This is a genomic window from Nostoc sp. (assembly GCF_036917555.1).
In the GTDB taxonomy this organism is placed as follows: Bacteria; Cyanobacteriota; Cyanobacteriia; order Cyanobacteriales; family Nostocaceae; genus Nostoc.
In genome coordinates this window covers 1-17237 of the sequence record NZ_JBALDD010000057.1, presented here as the reverse complement: position 1 = coordinate 17237, position 17237 = coordinate 1, and the positions used below count along the sequence as shown (strand labels likewise).

Here is a 17237-nt window from a genome sequence, read left to right as displayed (position 1 = left end):
AGATTTAAACCTCCTGCCTCCTACTTTCTTCACGTAATAATCCCTGCTTCTGCTGCTGTTAATTCTTGGAATAGTTGTAATGTTTCTGCCGCTTCTTGTTCGTTAATTCGATTCATCGCAAAGCCAACATGCACTAGCACCCAATCCCCAATACAAGCTTCGGGAGAATGTTGTTCATCTACGATACAAGCAATATTTACTTCGCGCTTAACACCACCAATGTTAACTATGGCTAATTTATGGTTAACGTTGGTAATTTCTATAATTTGTCCGGGGATTCCTAAGCACATTTTTTGATTTGTAAAGATGAACTAACTGTAGAGGAAGTTATTTGTGAAACAAAGTTTGTCAATTATCAAGACTCATGTATTAATTGTGCGGCTGAAATCACTGCTTGTCCTAAAGATAACCCGCCATCATTAGCTGGAACTAAGCTGTGAGTAAGTACTTTGATTCCCAATGTTTGTAATCGTTTGGTAACTTGCTCTAACAATATACAATTTTGAAATACTCCTCCTGTTAGGGCTACCTGATAAATCAGATTTTCTTGAGAAAGATGCGTAACCATTTCCACAATTGCATTCGCTAAACCTTGGTGAAATTTGGCAGCCATAACTGGTTGTGGAATCTGCTGCTGTAAGTCATCGAGCAAGGCTAGCCACATTAGGCGCGAGTCTATACAATAAATACTATCTGAAAAGCTAAAACTAAAAGGATATATTAGCGTTTCTTTATTATTATTTAAGCTGCTAACATCTACTATAGCTTCCATTGCGATCGCAGCTTGTCCTTCATAGCTACATTCATCTCTATAAATACCGATAGCCGCCGCCACTGCATCGAACAATCGCCCCACTGAAGAAGCTGGAGGAGAGTTAATCCCTTTCTCTAGAAGTTGATTGAGCAACTTAATCGGCTTGTTTTTCAAAAACTTAAATATTTCTAAATCAGTATACTTTTGTTCGCAATCATCCCAAAGGTTAGCAGCTACTAATTGAGCATAAGTATTACGCCAAGGCTGATAACTTGCTTGTTCACCACCAATCATTGCTACTGGTTTAAATGTTGCTAGCCGTTTAAATTTTCGGTAATCTGCTAAAAGAAATTCTCCACCCCAAAGTGTGCCATCGTCGCCGTAACCTAACCCATCTAAAGCAATACCTAATATTGGAGGTGAATCTAAAGGAATACCATTTTCTGCCATGCAAGCAGCGATATGAGCGTGATGATGTTGAATTGGATAAATTTTGATTTGATTTGTGTCTGCAAGTTCTTTACCAAGTTTGCTTGAGAGATATTCAGGATGTTTATCAATGGCGATTACTTCTGGTTGATGCTCAAATAAATTTAAGTATAAATTTAAATTTTCTTGGTAAGCGTTGAAAGCGGCAGCATTTTCTAAATCTCCTAAATGTTGAGAGAGAATTGCTTCTCCTTCACGCAATAGGCAAAAGGTATTTTTTAACTCACTGCCCATTGCTAAAATTTGCGGTACTTTGTGAAATCCCAGTGGTAAACTAATTGATGCTGGCGCATATCCTCTAGCACGGCGAATTGTTTGAGCTTTATCACCCATAACACGCACAACCGAATCATCTACCCGATTAATAATCTCTCGATTGTGCAAGAGAAAATAATCAGCGATTGTCCCTAATTTTTCCCTTACTTCGTCATTATCAATACATTGTGGTTCATCAGCAAAATTGCCACTTGTTAAAACAATTGGGCGATTCATCCGCTGCAGAATTAAATGATGTAATGGCGTATAAGGTAGCATGAAACCAAGAGTATTTTGCCCTGATGCTACTGACGATGCTAATTGTTTTTTATCTGAAGTTTGTAATAAAACAATTGGTGCAGCAGAACTTGTTAATAATTCTTTTTCTTTGGCGTTGACAATACAATATTGTTCAATTACTTCAATATCTCGCGCCATTAAAGCAAAAGGTTTATGATAGCGCTTTTTTCGCTGGCGCAGTTTTTGTACAACGGTTTCCTGTGTTGCATCGCAAGCTAGATGAATACCACCTAACCCCTTAATTGCCACAATCTCACCTTTTTGCAACAAGGTACAAACAGCATCGACATCATCCAACATCGAAAACATGGAAGCAGTAACCGATTTCCCATCGGCGCGTTCTAACCAAGCTGCGGGGCCACAAACATGACAAGCTACAGGTTGGGCGTGAAAACGGCGGTTTTCGACATCGTGGTATTCCTTTCCACATTCTGAACACATCGCAAACGCAGACATACTGGTATTGCATCTGTCATAAGGAATGGCACGAATAATACTCAGGCGGGGGCCGCAATGAGTACAGTTAGTAAAGGGGTAGCGATAAAAGCGGCTAAAGGGGTCAAATATTTCTTGTTGACATTGCAAACAAGTGGCTGCATCAGGGGTAATTTCTGTTTTAATGGCATTATTGACACTACTAGAAATCACGAAATTATCAAATTTCAATTCACCTTTATAAGGAGTTCTAGTTAGTTGATTAATTCTTGCCAACGGTGGACATTCTGTTTGCAATCTGGCAACAAATTCTGTTAATGCTTCCTCACTACCAGATGCCCGAATTAATACACCTTGTCCATCATTACAAACATCTCCATGCAAACCGCAGGCTTTAGCCAGACGATAGACAGTAGGGCGAAATCCTACTCCCTGAACAGTACCACGAACTCTAATTTCTTCAGTCGCCATACAAATACAATTTTCAAAAATTACAAATTACAAACTTGTATTGAGCGTAGCCGAAGTATTACAAATTACGAATTATTAATCTGCCACAGCAAAATTCGATTATTTCCAGAATCAGCTATTACTGTTGTATTACCGCAAATTTTTATCCCGTAACACCAATTTAAGCTATCTCGTTTAGGTAATCCAAAATTACGATTTTCACCTTTACTTTGAAAATTTATTTGTCCTGCTAACCCATCTGCCACTACACCTTGCAGTGATAAAATTGATTCTGGCTTTCTCCATCCTAACAACCGGGAATTAGCAGTATCTGCAACTAATAACCAGTCTCCAGCTACTCCGACACCATAAGGCATACTCAAACTACTAGCACTAGGATAATAAACTCCTTGATTCATTTCCACAAAATCAAAGCTTTTTTGTCCTAAAACCACTGCACAAGGGGCATTATTTTCTGTTGGTATTCCCTGCCAAATCATCACCCGGTGATTACCTGCATCGCTGACAACCAGATTTTCTCCCCAAAAGGTGATATCGTGACACCAACGCATACTAGCTGCAGTTGGAGAAGCACCGCCGTTTTCATTGCGAGATATCATATCTGGTTGTCCCAAAACTACATCAGCCGGTTGACCATTTTCTGTTGGAAATTTATGCCAAATTAATACCCTTCGATTACCAGTATCAGCAACAAATAGCCGTCCTTGATGATAAAAAATACCATAAGGCCAATACATTGTATTAGCAGATGCTTGTTGACTTCCTCGATTTGTTTCATTATCAATAAAATTAGCTTGTCCTAACACTAAATCTGCTGGAACATTGTTATCTTCTGGTAAATTTTTCCAAATTAAAACTCGATGATTCCAAGCATCTGCGACAGCTAACCCTTCACCGCAAGCACAAATTCCTGTTGGTACACTTAAGGTTGCGCTTCCCGGTGTACTTTTAGCATTTTGTCCTTCATGATAAAAGTCAGGTTGTCCAATTATCCAATCAGCAGGTTGACTATCTGTTATAGGTAATTTTTTCCATCCTAATAATCGATGATGTCCTGTGTCTGATACCCATAAAGGACCAGTTTTTGATAACAAACAAGCACCACGAGGTCCAAACATTGTTATAGGACTAGGTGCTACAGGTATCACTAATTGTTGTGGTTCAATAATGTTACCTAAAATTACCTCTGCACCTTGAGGTGATAGAGGCAAATCTTGAGAAATTTCTGTTGCTTCTAGCGGTAATTGTGATATTGGATTAATTTTGATTGGGATATCCATGAACCGCAAATAGACGCTGATAATTATTTAAAAACATTAATGTTGATTAGCGTGTAACAACAGTAACAGTTTGGCATTATGCTTTTTTCAAATTAAGTTAAAGCCTTTAATCAACTTCCGTATTAATCAATCTTAAAAAAATCTAGCTAACTTTAGTAATTTTTGCTACATAGCGAATCTTCGGCATGAGTGCGCGATATACTGAAATGAGAAAGCAAACTGGGATTTAAGAAAGTAAAAGCTCATTTTGCTTGCGGAAAACACCAAAATGAGTAAGTCAAATGACCTTTTGCTTGCGGAAAACACCAAAATGAGTAAGCAAACTGGGGTTTGAATAAATCAAATGACCTTTTGCTTGCGGAAAATACCAAAATGAGTAAGCAAACTGGGATTTGAATAAGTAAAATGCCATTTTGAGAAAGTAATATGTCATTTTGCTTTCTCAAAACACTAAAATGAATATCTGAATTACACAAATGAGAATGAATTCAGGGATATTGAGAAAGCGTTCAGGTCTTTTGCTTCCACAAAACACTAAAAGGAATGCGCGAACTACTGAAATGAAAAAGCAAAGTAGCCGTGATTTTCTAATCGTCAAGTATATTTGCTGAGATATTACTTTTACACGATCATTTTTGTAGTTTCACAAAAACCTTATCATCTTTAATTTTTACTGGATACGACTGAAGTGAAACATCAGGTGCTGTTAAGCATTCACCTGTCTCTAACTTGTACTGAAATCCGTGGGAAGGGCAGGTAATAATACCATTTTCAACTTTACCCTGATCTAGGGCAGATCCTAGATGAGTGCAAGCATTACGGTAACATTTTACTATAATACCTTGATGGTGTAAAATCAGGGAATTACCAGCAAGTTGTACTGCCAATACACTAAATTCAGGAACTTGCTCAATAGTCGCTACTTTGATCCAAGTAGAAGTTATTTTTGAAGAAAATGGACTAATTAAACCAAAGCTTGCATTGTTAACAACAGGGTTATTATTGACCGCAACCACTCTGGTAATTTCAGGACAATGGTTTTTGATTGCTTGTTCTACTCCTTGAGATAAAGTCAAAGTAGAAGCCGGACAACTGCTGCAAGTTCCTATTAATCTGACTTCTACTGTATCTGGGGGCTTAATTGCCACTAGTTCTACATCCCCATTATGGCTTTTTAAACCTGGGCGAACTTCTTCAAGGGCTGTTTGAATTCGCTGTGCTAATGGTGGTTTTGGTGGTTTTACTAGTTCGTGATAAAGCAGCACTGCGTACACTACTTCATCTGTCACAGCATGACGCAAACCTGACATTGATTCTTGCTTGAGGCTTTTGATTAAACTAGTCAATGCTGCTTTGTGCAAAGCTTCAATTGCGCTTTTTAAACCAACTGCTACACACCGTTGGCTTTCATCCCACTCGGATATAATTGCCTCAAAGCGGTTAATTTCCCGAACTAATTCTTCCAGGTTTGTCATTAGTCATTAGTCACTTGTACTGAGCGACTCGTGCCGAGCGGAGCCGAGGTAAGTCGAAGTATTAGTCATTGGGCATGGGGCATTGGTTATTCATAAATGACCAATGACAAATTACTTCATTTTGAAGTCTTTGAGGAGAAATGGCATAATCAAACCTGTCACTAGGCTAGATAATGTTATTGGTAAATAGAATGGAATGTTAATTTGTGCAAACAACACTAATAGTAACGAACCTACAGCAGTAGCAATAGCAGTTCGCTGAACAAAATACATTGGATCACGCAGTAATTTTCCTTTGAAAAATAACTTGGCAGAAAACCAGCCAATTTCTAACATATTTACTCCTAATAGTTTGTCAATAAATTTAGGATTACAAGCCCTAAGAGAATACCAGGAATTACACCAGCAGGAGCAAATAATGCACCAAGCATTGCTGAAAACTGATAGCCGATATCTTTTCCAGCTAACAGCATTCCACCAATAGCACCACCGACCATAGATAAGGCTGTTGCTATGACTATCCACACTAATCCTGTTAGTATGTTTAAGTCACCATCTGCTAAACTTGTGAGAAAATCTCTCAGAGAAGGGTTTGTTAAAATATCTCTCATGCTGTTTTTTTTCGTGATAATTGGGGAAGTGGGGGGATAAAGGAGATGAGGGAAATGAAGGAGACAAGGGGACAAGGAGAATAGCCAATTCCCAATACTTCTCTACGAGAGGCTACGCCAACGACTACGCTCAGTACAAGTGCCCAATGCTCTATTCCTTATTAACTATTTCTGCTTCAATATCTTGTAGGGCTTGGGCTACTATCTCTGCTTGTTCTATTTGTTGATTTTGGGTAAAGATTTCAAAAGCTTGTTGATAGTAAATACGTGCTTGTGAGAGGTTTTTAGGATTTCCAAGTTCTGGTTTTTCTGAGTCGTCGGGTAAGTTGAATAAGGCGTTGGCTTTGTTTGAAATTGTGTTAGCGTACTCTAGAGGTGTATCTTGGAGATTACGCACTTTTAGCGCCTCATCATAAGCTGCGATCGCTCTTAAATTATTTTCCACAGGATGGGAACTCACTAAATATTGCAAAGCGTTACCTAAGTTGTTTTGCAACATCGCATATTCTCTTGGATGATCGATCAGATTAATATGCTTTAGTGCTACCTCAAATGATTGCACAGCTAACCCTTGACGCAAGTATTCCCGTTCTGATGCTAGGGGCATAGAAAGGTAAGCGATCGCAATATTGTTATATAAAATCGCGTATTCCTGGGGGTAATCTTCCCAAGTAAACACCCGCAAAGCCTCATGATAAGCCTGAATGCTGTCAGTTATCCGTGCCAAATTGAATGGTACTAGTGACTGCAACACCAGGCCAAAATTCATCTGCGTCTCTGCTACTTCCTCAGGCGTTGCCAATTGCTGTAAAATCGGTAACGCTTCTTCATAACCGACTTTTGCTTGCAGCAACAGTTGGTAATCAGCATCCGGTATTGCCTGTAACGTCCCTGCCATCCCCACTTGCGCCCTGGCTTTTAGTAGGGGATATTCCTCACCACACATTTCATAGGCCCGGTAATATAACCCAACTGCATTTCGCAAGTCTTGGGCAGTTTTGGGCTTTTTTTGAAAACCCTGTGCGATCTCAATCAGCATTTGGATTTTTTCCTCTGCTGAGGCTGACTCCGATGCAACAGCTGCTAACGCAGCCTTCACCGCTGAATCTGTAATGCTGGGGGTCATAACTCTGCCGTACTCTAGCCAATTGGGAATTGAGTCTGTTAACACCCATGAATTATCGAAACACGCGATCGCATTTCATCATGGGCCATACTGATTTACGCAGGCTTCGAGTCCTTTAGGCGGAATTCCCCTTTTTTGTCTGAGACTAGGGATTAGTAACTAGGGATTAAGGAAGAGTTTTCCCAGTACCCAATCCCTAGTCCCCAATCCCTAAAATATAAAACACCCTATTTCTAAAATTCTAGGGGGAAATTGCTAATATTAATGTCAGCTTTAAACACCTAATATTTTTAAAATACTTTTTGTATCATCACTTGACACAATTCAAATATTATTTATTGAATTGTTGACATACCATATATGCACTATCTTACCAGCTAATTTTTGTATACTCCAAAGATTCGCCACGGGATCGTCGAAGTGTAAAATATGTTCATCAACTGTAAAACAAGCTACCTTGAAAACAGACAGTATCTTCTATCGGATTTTTCAGAGTATCCCCAGCACTTTCTTTGAACTGATTAACCAACCGCCCCAACTAGCTAGTGTTTACCAATTTTCTTCAGTAGAAGTCAAGCAACTGGCGTTTAGAATTGATGGTGTTTTCCTGCCAAATGCAGCAGAACTACCCATTTATTTTGCCGAAGTGCAATTTCAACCAGACAAAAAGTTCTACTCACGTTTATTTACCGAAATCTTTAATTATCTCGACAAAACCGAATTAACCAACAATTGGTGTGGTGTTGTCATTTTCCCCAACCGCAGCGTTGATACTGGAGATACTGAAAGATATACAGAATTACTTAACTCACAACGAGTAACTCGCGTCTATCTTGACGAATTAAGCTCAATTGAAGCATCATCAATCGGCATAGAGACAGTTAAACTCATCATGGAACCCGAATCAACTGCGATAACAAGAGCTATAGAAATAGTCAACAGTGCCCGACAGCAAATTCTAGATGTCGCTACTATTAGGGAAATTATACAATTGATAGAGACGATATTAATCTACAAGTTGCCGCGATTGAGCCAAGAGGAGATCGGAAAAATGTTTGGATCGAATGAATTAAAGCAAACTAGATTTTACCAAGATGTTTTTGCAGAAGGCAAACAAGAAGGTAGACAAGAAGGTAAGTTAGAAACGATACCCCAGTTATTAGGGTTGGGTTTAAGTATTCAGCAGATAGCTCAAGCGTTAGGTTTGGACGAACAACTTGTTAGGCAAGCTGCACAACCGAAATCCTAAAACAGGAGAAGATCGGAAAAATGTTTGAAGCAAATGAGTTAAAGCAAACTAGATTTTACCAAGATGTTTTTGCAGAAGGCAAATAAGAAGGTAAGTTAGAAACGATACCCCAGTTATTAGTACTGGATTTCAGTATTGAGCAAATAGCTCAAGCGTTAGGTTTGGATGAAGAACTTGTTAGGCAAGCTGCACAACCAAAATCTTAAAACAACTGATATATAGCTGACGGCGTGCAAAGTCTTGTACACCCAATATTTTACTGAATTTGACTTGGTGATCATATTAAAATATGACTGCTTATAATGCCCATACTTTCGTAAAAATTAACAACTAGCAGTAATTATTACAGAGTTTTAACAGTAATGAATTCAGTAGATGAGATTATTTAACGTCAGTAACTAAAAAATAATAATTTTGTTTTTACTGTTTTTTATTTATTAAATCTGTTACGAATATAACAAATATAATAATTGAAAACAATTTCGTAAAAACTTTAGCTCTTGTTAATGATTAATTCTTTTTTCATGAAATAGAATTCAATCAAAAAATATCTTAGTATGGAAAAATAAATATTGATAAACAGGTGAGACTTTACAAGCATTATCACCTACATCATGCATGGGAAACAATAGAAAAACACATAGCCGATGACTAACGTACTATGGCTACAAGGTGGTGCTTGTTCAGGTAACACCATGTCATTTCTCAACGCTGAAGAACCGACAGTCTGCGATTTAATTGCCGACTTTGGCATCAATTTGCTTTGGCATCCCTCTTTGGGATTGGAACTAGGGAACAACTTGCAAACAATGCTGCGGGATTGCATTTCTGGGACAATTCCCTTAGATATCTTGGTATTTGAAGGCAGTGTTGTCAATGCTCCCAACGGCACTGGCGAATGGAATCGATTTGCCGATCGCGCCATGAAAGATTGGTTAGCAGACCTCGCCAAAGTTGCTCAATTTATCGTCGCTGTGGGAGATTGTGCCACATGGGGAGGAATTCCTGCCATGTCACCCAACCCCAGCGAGTCGGAAGGTTTGCAATTTCTCAAGCGTCAAGAAGGCGGCTTTTTAGGTAAAGACTTTCTATCACAAGCGGGATTACCCGTAATTAATATACCTGGATGTCCCGCCCATCCCGACTGGATTACGCAGATATTAGTTGCGATCGCTACTGGACGCATAGCAGACATTGCTTTCGACGAACTAAATCGTCCCCAAACCTTCTTCAACACCTATACCCAAACAGGTTGTACCCGCAACGTCCACTTTGCCTACAAAGCCTCAACCGCCGAATTTGGTCAGCGTAAAGGCTGCCTATTTTATGACTTGGGTTGTCGCGGCCCCATGACTCATTCCTCCTGCAACCGCATCTTGTGGAACCGCGTCTCTTCCAAAACTCGCGCCGGAATGCCTTGTTTAGGTTGCACCGAACCAGAATTTCCCTTCTTTGACTTGAAACCAGGAACCGTATTTAAAACCCAAACAGTCATGGGCGTTCCCAAAGAATTACCGCCAGGAGTGAACAAAAAAGACTACGCCTTACTCACAATGATTGCCAAAGATGCAGCACCATTTTGGGCAGAAGAAGACTTTTTTACAGTTTAGTCATTAAATTTTGTCGGGTGTGTTATCGCGTGGCGTAACGCACCACCTCAAATTTTAGGTGCATTAGGACAAAAGTCCGTAACGCATCTTACAAAATTGCACCATCTTGGGCAGAAGAAGATTTTTTCACAGTTTAGTTCGTAGTAAGCACTTTAGTGTTTATAAAAAACAGGAGAAGAGAATGGGAATTCAATCACTAGACATTTCGCCCGTCGGTAGAGTTGAAGGCGATTTAGATGTCCGAGTTGACATTGAGAATGGACAAGTAGTCAACGCCTGGACACATGCCGAACTTTTCCGAGGATTTGAAGTTATCCTCCGCGGTAAAGACCCCCAAGCCGGATTAATTGTCACACCTCGCATTTGCGGCATTTGCGGCGGTTCTCACCTGACTTGTGCATCTTGGGCATTAGATACAGCTTGGGAAACAGAAGTTCCCCGCAATGCGATTTTGGCGAGAAATCTTGGTCAAATTGTCGAAACAATCCAAAGCATCCCCCGCTATTTTTATGGTTTGTTTGCCATTGACTTAACCAATAAAAAATACCGCCATAGCCGTTTCTATGAGGAAGCTGTTAGACGTTTTGCTGCTTTCACAGGCAAATCTTATGAACTAGGCATAACAATTTCCGCTAAACCTGTAGAAATTTATGCACTATTAGGCGGACAATGGCCTCATTCTAGCTACATGGTTCCTGGTGGCGTAATGTGCGCCCCTACTCTTACAGATATTACCCGTGCTTGGGCGCTTCTAGAATATTTCCGCACCAATTGGTTAGAACCAGTGTGGTTGGGTTGTTCATTAGAACGCTATGAACAAATCGAGACTTATGAGGACTTCAGAGACTGGTTAGATGAAAACCGAAATCATCGAGATTCCGACTTAGGTTTTTATTGGCGCATGGGTTTAGATATCGGTCTAGATAGATATGGTGCTGGTGTTGGTAAATATGTCACTTGGGGATATTTAGCCCATGAAGATAAATACCAAAAGCCGACTATTGAAGGACGAAATGCGGCGATGATCATGAAAAGTGGAGTGTACGACAGCTTCACACACACTCACACCTTAATGGATCAGTCATTTACCCGCGAGAATACAACTCACTCCTGGTACGATGAAGGGACAGCAGATATTCACCCAAGCGATCGCACCACTAAACCCACTGCAATTAATACCAAAGACTTCGATAACGCCTACTCTTGGTCGAGTGCAGTCCTGCACAAAGACTTCGGACGTTTGGAAACTGGCCCCTTAGCACGTCAATTAGTTGCAGGTGGTAAACATGGCGAATCTTGGCAGCACTACGACGGCTTAATCCTCGATGTCTTCAAACGGATGGGTGGTGCTAGTATTCATGTCCGTCAACTAGCACGAGTTCACGAACTTGTCAAGTTATATCGTCAAGCTGAACACTGTTTACGCGAATTCAAATTAAACGACCCTTGGTATATCAAACCTACAGAAAAAGATGGACGCGGTTGGGGTGCAACAGAAGCAGCACGCGGTTCCTTGAGTCACTGGGTAGAAGTAGAGGGCGGTAAGATTAAGAATTACCAAGTGATTGCCCCTGGTACTTGGAATATTGGCCCTCGTGACGGTGAAGGAATCCGCGGCCCTATTGAAGAAGCTTTAATTGGCACACCTATTTACGATTCTAGCGATCCGGTGGAAGTTGGTCATGTGGCGCGATCGTTTGATTCTTGTTTAGTGTGTACAGTCCACGCCCATGATGCTAAGACTGGTGAAGAGTTAGCGCGTTTTCGTACCGCTTAAATTACTTATCAGTTATCAGGTAATAATAAAACTGATAACTGATATTTTGTTTTGAGAGATGAATGTAAATAAATATCTACTGACAAGTTGATATTACTTCACAAACAAATTCAAAAATTAAATCCCAATAACTTGTCGCAAAATGTCGCTAACAGTTATTGTTATATTACCTGCCTTGAAACCAGCAGTTAGTTAAGTATAGTGTTAAGCTAGTTTTTCAAGCTCAGACTCAGAAGCAACAGGTATTAAAGAACTAGAATAAGGATCGATTCTATAACGAGTAACCCATTTAAGAATAATAGGTATAGCTAGTGTGGGAGTATCTTTAAACCACTCAATTCCACCTCTTGCAGCCCTACACATGTTATCACTTAATCTCTTATTACGAAGTTCATAATGAATATTTCGTTCACATTGAACAACCAAATTTGTCCAAAAAGCAGATAGAAGAATTGGTGGCTCAGAAATACTTGTTCTTGTAACAAGTTGTTGATCAATTCTGTTTAAAACATTCTGCTCAGTACGCCCAATCTTTAATTTAGTTTCATACCGAGAATATGTCCACCAAAGTAAGCCTTGTGAATACTTACCAGCAAGTACGTTATCTTCAAAAGTATAAAGATAAATAAAACCACTTCCGTTTTTAGGAGATGGATCGTAAAAATCTGTATATATTAATTTATTAAGGCTTATAGCATCTGCTACAACAGTATAAGCATCAAAGTAGTCAGTATTAAATATTTTTTCAAGACGTTGACGTTTCTCAATTATATTTTTTGATGGAAATCCCTTCCATACCAAAAGAAAATCGGAAAGACTAAATCGAAAAACGCCTGGCGGTGGATTAAAATCCTCAGCAAGTTTGATAGCTGGAATGTCAGGAAGAAGGTCTGCAACATTAAACTTCATAAATTTCTGGTTCTCACACTGCTTACTCTAGTATTCCCATTGTGCAAAGGTAACGCTCAGTTAAAACCTTTATACTCATAGCACACAAGGGTGATCGCCCTTACATCGCTATGACAACCAGACTAAACTTAGTTTACAGACTTAGTTTAATCTTATGGAAACCATAAATATTCATCAAGCTAAAACTAATCTCTCAAAGCTATTGTCACGCGTAGAACTTGGAGAAGAAATTATTATTTCCAACCAAGGCATTCCGATCGCCAAGTTGGTTCCGTTTCGCACCTCATCAAATCGACTCAATAGTTTAAGGCAAGATAAAGGGCGTTTTGTAGTGCCAGATGATTTCAATGCCCCTTTACCAGAAGAAGTTTTGGCAGCATTTGAGGGCGGTGAAGAGTGAAACTCTTGCTAGATACACAGTGCTGGTTATGGTGGTTTACCCAACTAGAGCTTTTGAATCAAGCAGCAATCGTGCATATTGCCGATGAAACGAATGAATTGTGGCTCTCAGTTGCCAGCATTTGGGAAATGGGGATCAAAGTTGCGATCAAAAAGTTACCACTAGTAGATCCCCTAGACAGTTATATTTCTAGTCAGATGACGGTGTTGGCAATGCGTAGGCGTAGCCAGCCGTAGGTATCGCTAGAGATTACAGCTGCTCATGATTTACGAGCGGCTGCATTGCCTTTGCATCACTGAGATCCTTTTGACAGAATGTTGATTGCACAGGCTCAGATAGAAGATATGACGCTTGTGAGTGCTGATTCAATGTTTAATCAGTACGACATTTCCTTACTTTGGGCAGCCAAATCGTAAGACTTCACCATCTTAAAACTTACTAGGCAAAAATGCGTAGGTGTAGCCCGCACTTCGGCAAGCTCAGTGACCATCGGAGACATCGTGCCACCAACTATTTTAACTGGGGAGTGAGCAGTGGGGAAAATGAGGAAGAAATAACCTATTCCTAATGCCCTATTCCTAATGCCTTATATTCAAAACTCGTAGCGTAACACACTAAAACTTATAGAAATAGTGGGTTAGGCTTGCATTAATGCAATTGCATAAAACAGAAATTTACATGGTAAGCTTGTGTCTGATTTAGCGCTACATAATTATCTCCCTCGCGTTCCCGATGCTGCATTGCAAGAATACATAGAATGGTGTGTTTTAGAACAGGCTCAAGCCGCAGAATATAACTTTACTCCTGATAAAAGTAAGTTAGATAATTTGCCGCCAGAAGATTACGTTCCTAAACTTGTAGAGCAGTTCATGAAAGTTAAACCAGACCCAATTAAAGCTGGTTTAGTAGCTGCGATCGCTGGTAAGGAAGCTGACAAACATGATTTATCTGGTTTAGCGATCGCTGCTGATTTTGTATCTCTTTATGTCAAGTATTTAATTCCTAAAGAGGGAAGTACTAAAGAACAGGCTGAAGAGATATTAACTCAAGCATCACAACATCAGTATGAGAAACTGACTGAAGTTGCCAAAAAACATGGTGTAGAGTTCTAGTTTCCTGCTGATAAATTATTTTTCAGAGGCTTTGTCTATCTCATAAGTCAGAGCCTCCTATTTTGCAGATTATGGCAATAACTCGAAATAATCACACTGTCTCGGACGAACAAAACCAAAGTCACGACGGTCAAGCGTCAAGATGCGAGTGATGTTATCTCTGCTAACTATTATCGGTTGCGGCAATCTAAATCGCAATGATGATGCAGTAGGCGTAATCATTGCCCAACGCTTACAAAAATATCTAGCTGAAAACCCTCATCCTCATGTGCAAGTATATGATTGTGGCACCGCAGGGATGGAAGTAATGTTTCAAGCTAGAGGTAGTAAACAATTAGTAATTATTGATGCAAGTTCAACTGGTTCTGAACCGGGTGCTGTGTTTAAAGTTCCAGGAAAAGAACTGGAAGCTTTGCCAGAACCTAGTTATAACTTGCACGATTTTCGTTGGGATAATGCTTTAGCCGCTGGACGGAAAATCTTTCAAAATGACTTTCCTGAAGATATAACAGTTTATTTAATTGAGGCGGCAAATCTTGGTTTTGGACTGGAGTTAAGTCCTGCTATCAAACATTCTGCTGATTTGGTTTTTGAAGAGGTAGCTGCACTTATCAGCCAGAATAATAAGTAAAAATTCCTAACTTCTAACTCCTAACTCTTTTATTAAGCCCAATCCCGATAAACAGAAAGTTCATCTACCCTCATTTCAAAAGGTACGCCTTGACTTTCTGGCGGACAAACACGGATTTTCGCACTGTCAACAATTCCATGTAGCAATGTCCCCATTGGCACAATTTTTTGCAGAACACGCCAATTAGTAACTTGATCGGGACATTCAATTACCAATGTCAGAGCATTGGCATGGGTTGTAACATACCACCGACAATTAGATAGTAAATTTTGAATCGTGCGATCGCACGCGTCATAAAAGTATCTGCTAATAGAATCCTCTAGTTGTTGCCGCAGTATAATATCCGCCGATGTCGGTTGTATTGGATGTGAGTCATCACCATTGAAGTAATACATCTTTCTAGCCATCTCGTTGAGCTTCCTGCTTATATTCCAATTACCATTCCATAAAGTACATCTTTATTTGTTTCTAATAATTCTTGGGTTTCGTCATCATAATAAGCACCAATACCACTACATTGAATTCCCAAATAATTACTAGTTAAATAAAGTCTTTGTCCGAGAAACCCAGCTATTTGCATAGCAGTTTGATAATTTAAATAATCTGACACAAAAAATAAAGTTACAGCGCTATCTCTTGCAATAGCCTGATTAATACATAAGTAACCTGTCTTTTCACTAAAATTACCCGTTTTAACCAGATGTGTACCTCTATATAACCCAGGTGTCATTCCCTCTACCCGATGCACCACTGAGTAAATTTCTATTTCCTCATAATTTTCTGTCGGTATTGACTGCTGAAGTTGTTGCACTACATATAAATAATCTTCTTGAGAAATAGCCTCTTTCCGGAAACGTCTAATAGAACGTCTATCCCAAACAGTTTGATAAAATTTATCCCGTTCAAAATCAAATTGAGGATACTCTAATTTTTGCTGACGACTCTTTTCTAGAGTAGTTGTTTGATAGGCATCTTCAATAAATTGATTAGCTTCAAAATAATCAGTACCACAGACAAAAGGAACTTTCAGCCTTAAGTGTCTGATTTTCTTGTCTTGTACTTCTCCTGACACTGCACAAGCAGTGATAAACTCTTTATTCTCAAATCCCAAATCCGAATTGAGAGTGAGTTTATCAAAGTCAAAAACTAGTTGTATATCTCGGTTGTGGAGAAAAGCTGAAGCCGCAATCGCACCTAAATGGTGTCCGCTATCTAAGAAGCAATATCTCATGCTCCTGTTTTGATATTTCCAGCTAGACCTATAATAAACACAACTAACTAAAAAGATGAAGCCGTTGATACTTTTACCCGGTATAATATAACTCTCTAACCCATCATCAATTAATTCATAGATGAGAGTTAGACAATTATTCTCAACTTCTAGATGGTATATACCATTTACTATTCCCTCAATACCGCGAACCTGTACGTAAACTTCTGTAGGATACAGAGCGCCTGCTGATGGATTCACCCGTAATTTATAAGGGCCATCTTTATATACTTTTTTTAGTGTTATTGCACTGGTTAATGAGATAAAAGCATGAACAGGATTATTGAGATTTAATTTCACTCTCCGATAAAACTTGGGATAAACTTTAAATGAAGATGGCTGTGTTGAAGTATCAATATAATTTGGGTCAAGTTGTACCGATAAGTAAGAATGCTTGGTAGCGTCATGATAGACTTTACCTGATATCTGACTTGATGGCATTTTTAATTATCCTTAAGACTTCTACGTTGCTAGCAAAATCTATGGCTTTATAATCATCTAAGTTTTTTAAATATAAATTAGGATGATGTTGTAAAAGTAACTTGACGACTTCTGTCTTTCCGGCTGATGCTGCATACATTAAAACAGTTGCACCGTTATCATTTTGGTTGTCAATATTAATGTTGCTAGCCAGCAGTAAATTAATTAAATCGTAGTGATTACCAAAACAAGCAAACCACAAAGCATTGTTGCGATCGCTATTTTGAGCATTCATATCCGCACCTGCATCAATTAGTTCTTTGACAACTGTATAAACTCCTTCTCTTGTCGCTTTCATTAAAGCTGTATCGCCATTTTCACCCGGCTGATTTAAATCGCTAGGATTATAGCTTTTTGTTATTAGCCATTGGGTTGTTGCTTCACTTAAATTTGGACTGGTGGTTCGATTCATCGATATTCCTTAGTTAACTTTATTTCTGCCAATTTACTAATATAAATTTGCTTGACAAATAGAATGGTGAGCAATGCCCACCATTATTTAAAAAATGTTATAGCGGTATGCATTTGAATGAGATACGAACTTGTGTACTATAGGTCTGATTTACTGAATTCAAGAGTGACTTGGAAGACCTGATACTGGCT

Annotated in this window: 18 protein-coding genes; 7 read left to right on the top strand and 11 right to left on the bottom strand. The window is 39.2% G+C overall.

Going from position 1 to position 17237, the window contains the following annotated elements; genetic code table 11:
- Window positions 1-29: 29 nt before the first annotated feature.
- From V7K60_RS21650 to V7K60_RS21620, 7 genes are all read right to left on the bottom strand, one after another.
- Complete coding sequence (locus V7K60_RS21650; protein WP_334928212.1) at window positions 30-290, bottom strand: HypC/HybG/HupF family hydrogenase formation chaperone; 261 nt, start codon at window positions 288-290, stop codon at window positions 30-32.
- A gap of 65 nt (window positions 291-355) precedes the next feature.
- Entirely contained in the window at window positions 356-2704 is a 2349-nt protein-coding gene (gene hypF / locus V7K60_RS21645; RefSeq protein WP_334928210.1) for a carbamoyltransferase HypF, read from the bottom strand.
- 65 nt (window positions 2705-2769) lie between these two features.
- Window positions 2770-3984, bottom strand: coding sequence for a hypothetical protein (locus V7K60_RS21640; protein WP_334928208.1), 1215 nt, complete (start codon window positions 3982-3984; stop codon window positions 2770-2772).
- Window positions 3985-4613: 629 nt separating this feature from the next.
- Complete coding sequence (locus tag V7K60_RS21635; protein ID WP_334928207.1) at window positions 4614-5459, bottom strand: NifU family protein; 846 nt, start codon at window positions 5457-5459, stop codon at window positions 4614-4616.
- 111 nt (window positions 5460-5570) lie between these two features.
- Window positions 5571-5795, bottom strand: a complete 225-nt coding sequence (locus tag V7K60_RS21630) for a hypothetical protein (protein ID WP_334928206.1) — start codon at window positions 5793-5795, stop codon at window positions 5571-5573.
- A gap of 8 nt (window positions 5796-5803) precedes the next feature.
- The gene (locus V7K60_RS21625; RefSeq protein WP_334928205.1) at window positions 5804-6070 is read right to left on the bottom strand and encodes a hypothetical protein; all 267 of its coding nucleotides are present in this window, start codon (window positions 6068-6070) and stop codon (window positions 5804-5806) included.
- 151 nt (window positions 6071-6221) lie between these two features.
- Complete coding sequence (locus V7K60_RS21620; protein ID WP_334928259.1) at window positions 6222-7196, bottom strand: hypothetical protein; 975 nt, start codon at window positions 7194-7196, stop codon at window positions 6222-6224.
- A gap of 457 nt (window positions 7197-7653) precedes the next feature.
- Here V7K60_RS21620 and V7K60_RS21615 point away from each other — a divergent pair, with 457 nt between their 5' ends.
- From V7K60_RS21615 to V7K60_RS21605, 3 genes are all read left to right on the top strand, one after another.
- Window positions 7654-8445, top strand: coding sequence for an Rpn family recombination-promoting nuclease/putative transposase (locus V7K60_RS21615; protein ID WP_334928203.1), 792 nt, complete (start codon window positions 7654-7656; stop codon window positions 8443-8445).
- A 647-nt stretch (window positions 8446-9092) separates the two neighbouring features.
- Window positions 9093-10055: a hydrogenase small subunit gene (locus V7K60_RS21610; protein ID WP_334928202.1), complete on the top strand. Its 963-nt coding sequence runs from the start codon at window positions 9093-9095 to the stop codon at window positions 10053-10055.
- 181 nt (window positions 10056-10236) lie between these two features.
- Window positions 10237-11832 (top strand): nickel-dependent hydrogenase large subunit, encoded by a 1596-nt coding sequence (locus V7K60_RS21605; RefSeq protein WP_334928200.1) that lies wholly within the window; start codon window positions 10237-10239, stop codon window positions 11830-11832.
- Window positions 11833-12036: 204 nt separating this feature from the next.
- Here V7K60_RS21605 and V7K60_RS21600 read toward each other — a convergent pair whose 3' ends face one another.
- Complete coding sequence (locus V7K60_RS21600; protein WP_334928199.1) at window positions 12037-12741, bottom strand: GIY-YIG nuclease family protein; 705 nt, start codon at window positions 12739-12741, stop codon at window positions 12037-12039.
- Between the two features lie 154 nt (window positions 12742-12895).
- Here V7K60_RS21600 and V7K60_RS21595 point away from each other — a divergent pair, with 154 nt between their 5' ends.
- From V7K60_RS21595 to V7K60_RS21580, 4 genes are all read left to right on the top strand, one after another.
- Window positions 12896-13141: a type II toxin-antitoxin system Phd/YefM family antitoxin gene (locus V7K60_RS21595; RefSeq protein WP_334928196.1), complete on the top strand. Its 246-nt coding sequence runs from the start codon at window positions 12896-12898 to the stop codon at window positions 13139-13141.
- Window positions 13138-13377, top strand: coding sequence for a type II toxin-antitoxin system VapC family toxin (locus V7K60_RS21590; RefSeq protein ID WP_334928194.1), 240 nt, complete (start codon window positions 13138-13140; stop codon window positions 13375-13377). Before V7K60_RS21595 ends, V7K60_RS21590 begins: the two co-directional genes overlap by 4 nt.
- A gap of 453 nt (window positions 13378-13830) precedes the next feature.
- Window positions 13831-14253, top strand: coding sequence for a hypothetical protein (locus V7K60_RS21585; protein ID WP_334928191.1), 423 nt, complete (start codon window positions 13831-13833; stop codon window positions 14251-14253).
- A gap of 160 nt (window positions 14254-14413) precedes the next feature.
- Window positions 14414-14884 carry a hydrogenase maturation protease gene (locus tag V7K60_RS21580; RefSeq protein WP_334928257.1) on the top strand — a complete coding sequence of 157 codons (471 nt, stop codon included), beginning with the start codon at window positions 14414-14416 and terminating at the stop codon, window positions 14882-14884.
- Window positions 14885-14916: 32 nt separating this feature from the next.
- On the opposite strand, the gene V7K60_RS21575 is transcribed toward V7K60_RS21580, so the two are convergent.
- The 3 genes from V7K60_RS21575 to V7K60_RS21565 are packed head-to-tail and all read right to left on the bottom strand — an operon-like array spanning window position 14917 to window position 17046.
- Window positions 14917-15291 (bottom strand): hypothetical protein, encoded by a 375-nt coding sequence (locus tag V7K60_RS21575; RefSeq protein ID WP_334928189.1) that lies wholly within the window; start codon window positions 15289-15291, stop codon window positions 14917-14919.
- A 17-nt stretch (window positions 15292-15308) separates the two neighbouring features.
- Window positions 15309-16595: a SagB/ThcOx family dehydrogenase gene (locus tag V7K60_RS21570; RefSeq protein WP_334928187.1), complete on the bottom strand. Its 1287-nt coding sequence runs from the start codon at window positions 16593-16595 to the stop codon at window positions 15309-15311.
- Window positions 16570-17046 (bottom strand): ankyrin repeat domain-containing protein, encoded by a 477-nt coding sequence (locus V7K60_RS21565; protein WP_334928185.1) that lies wholly within the window; start codon window positions 17044-17046, stop codon window positions 16570-16572. Before V7K60_RS21565 ends, V7K60_RS21570 begins: the two co-directional genes overlap by 26 nt.
- Window positions 17047-17237: the final 191 nt, after the last annotated feature.